Annotated in this window: 2 protein-coding genes; both read left to right on the plus strand. The window is 65.1% G+C overall.

Annotated elements, in window-relative coordinates; genetic code table 11:
• Window positions 1-1,605 (plus strand): AMP-binding protein (locus QZH66_RS15000; protein ID WP_305806715.1); only part of this gene is annotated, 1,605 nt, incomplete at its 5' end.
• Window positions 1,606-1,643: 38 nt separating this feature from the next.
• Entirely contained in the window at window positions 1,644-2,555 is a 912-nt protein-coding gene (locus tag QZH66_RS15005) for an ABC transporter ATP-binding protein (protein WP_305806716.1), read from the plus strand.
• Window positions 2,556-2,573 lie beyond the last annotated feature (18 nt).

Raw genomic sequence — 2,573 nt, forward strand, 5'->3', positions numbered from 1 at the left:
CAGGTCGACAAGCTGGTCGAGATCCGCGAGAGCTGCCCCGCCATCGCGCACATCTTCTACGACGACCCGCGCGGCCTGCGCAACTACGACGAGCCGGGCCTGGCGCCGCTCGACGCGCTGATGGCCGCGGGCGCGGCCTTTGCGCGCCAGAACCCGCAGTGGTTCGGCAACGAGGTCGCCCAGGTCCAGCCCGGCGACGTGGCCGCGATGTTCTTCACCTCGGGCACCACCGGCAACCCCAAGGGCGTGGTGCACACGCACCACACGCTGATCGACCGCGCCAGCGCCGGCGCCGAGTTCGACCACCTCACCAGCGCCGAGGAGGTGCTGGCCTACCTGCCGCCGGCCTGGATCGGGCAGAACATCTTCAGCTACGCCCAGTGGCTGGTCTGCGGCTACGTGGTCAACTGCCCCGAGTCGGCCGGCACCGTGACCATCGACCTCAAGGAGGTCGGCCCGACCTACTACTTCGCCCCGCCGCGCATTTTCGAAGGCCTGCTGACCAGCGTGATGATCCGCATGGAAGACGCGGGCGCGCTCAAGCGCAAGATGTTTGCCACCTGCATGGACGTGGCCAGGCGCGTCGGCCCGGCGCTCATGAACGGCGATGCCGTCGGCGCGCTCGACCGCATCAAGTACGCGCTCGGCAACCTGCTGGTGTACGGCCCGCTGCGCAACAACCTGGGGTTCAGCCGCGTGCGCGTGGCCTACACGGCGGGCGAGGCCATAGGCCCCGACCTGTTCAGCTTCTACCGCTCGATCGGCATCAACTTGAAGCAGCTCTACGGCTCCACCGAAACCGCCGTGTTCGTCTGCCTGCAGCCCGACAACCAGGCGCGCGCCGACACCGTGGGCGTGCCGATCCGCGGCGTGGAGATCAAGGTGGCCGACAACGGCGAGATCCTGGTCAAGTCGGCCGGCCTGCTCAAGGAGTACTACAAGAACCCGGCCGCCACGGCCGAGGTGCTGACGCAGGATGGCTGGTACCACACCAGCGACGCCGGCTTTCTCGATGCGCAGGGCCACCTGAAGATCATCGACCGCGTGAAGGACGTGGGGCGCCTCAAGGGCGGCGCCAACGACGGCGCCATGTTCGCGCCCAAGTACGTCGAGAACAAGCTCAAGTTCTTCCCGCACATCAAGGAGGTGGTGGCCTACGGCGACGGCCGCGAGAAGGTCTGCGCCTTCATCAACATCGACTTCGAGGCCGTGGGCAACTGGGCCGAACGCCGCAACCTGCCCTATGCCGGCTACACCGACCTGGCGCAAAAGCCCGAGGTCTACGGGCTCATCCGCGAGTGCGTGGAAAAGGTCAACGCCGACCTGGCGGGCGACGCGCTGCTGGCCGGCAGCCAGGTCAGCCGCTTCCTGATCCTGCACAAGGAGCTGGACGCCGACGATGGCGAGCTCACGCGCACCAACAAGGTGCGCCGCGGTTTCATCGCCGACAAGTACGGCGTGCTGGTCGATGCCCTGTACGCCGGGCGCACCGAGCAGTACATAGAGACCCAGGTCAAGTTCGAGGACGGCCGCACCGGCAGCGTCAGCGCCACGCTCAAGCTCTCGGACGCCAAAACGTTCACTCCGGTGAAGACTGCAGCATGAAGCCCACTCTCCACCCGCTTGAGAGGCCTCTACCCATCATGACCCAAAAGAAGATTGGCGACGTCATCCTCGACGTCAAGAACATCAGCCTGCGCTTTGGCGGAGTGAAGGCGCTGACCGACATCTCGTTCGACGTGCGCGAGCACGAGATCCGCTCCATCATCGGCCCCAACGGCGCCGGCAAGAGCTCCATGCTCAACTGCATCAACGGCGTGTACGCGCCTCAGGAAGGCGCTATCACCTTCCGCGGCCAGACCTTTTCGCACATGAACTCGCGCCAGGTGGCCGAGATGGGCGTGGCGCGCACCTTCCAGAACCTGGCGCTGTTCAAGGGCATGAGCGTGATCGACAACATCATGACCGGGCGCAACCTGAAGATCAAAAGCAACATCCTGCTGCAGGCGCTGCGCATCGGNATGGGCGTGGCGCGCACCTTCCAGAACCTGGCGCTGTTCAAGGGCATGAGCGTGATCGACAACATCATGACCGGGCGCAACCTGAAGATCAAAAGCAACATCCTGCTGCAGGCGCTGCGCATCGGCCCGGCCGAGCGCGAAGAGATCCGCCACCGCGAGTTCGTCGAGCACATCATCGACTTCCTCGAAATCCAGGCCTTTCGCAAGACGCCCGTGGGCCAGCTGCCCTACGGCCTGCAAAAGCGCGTCGACCTGGGCCGGGCCCTGGCGATGGAGCCGCAGGTGCTGCTGCTCGACGAGCCCATGGCCGGCATGAACGTGGAAGAAAAGCAGGACATGTGCCGCTTCATCCTCGACGTGAACGACGAGTTCGGCACCACCATCGTGCTGATCGAGCACGACATGGGCGTGGTCATGGACATCTCGGATCGCGTCGTGGTGCTCGACTACGGCAAGAAGATCGGCGACGGCGCGCCCGAGGAAGTGCGCGCCAACGAAGACGTCATCACGGCCTATCTGGGCACGTCGCATTAGGAACGTATTCATGATTTC

The organism is Stenotrophomonas sp. YIM B06876 (assembly GCF_030711595.1).
Taxonomy (GTDB): domain Bacteria; phylum Pseudomonadota; class Gammaproteobacteria; order Xanthomonadales; family Xanthomonadaceae; genus Stenotrophomonas.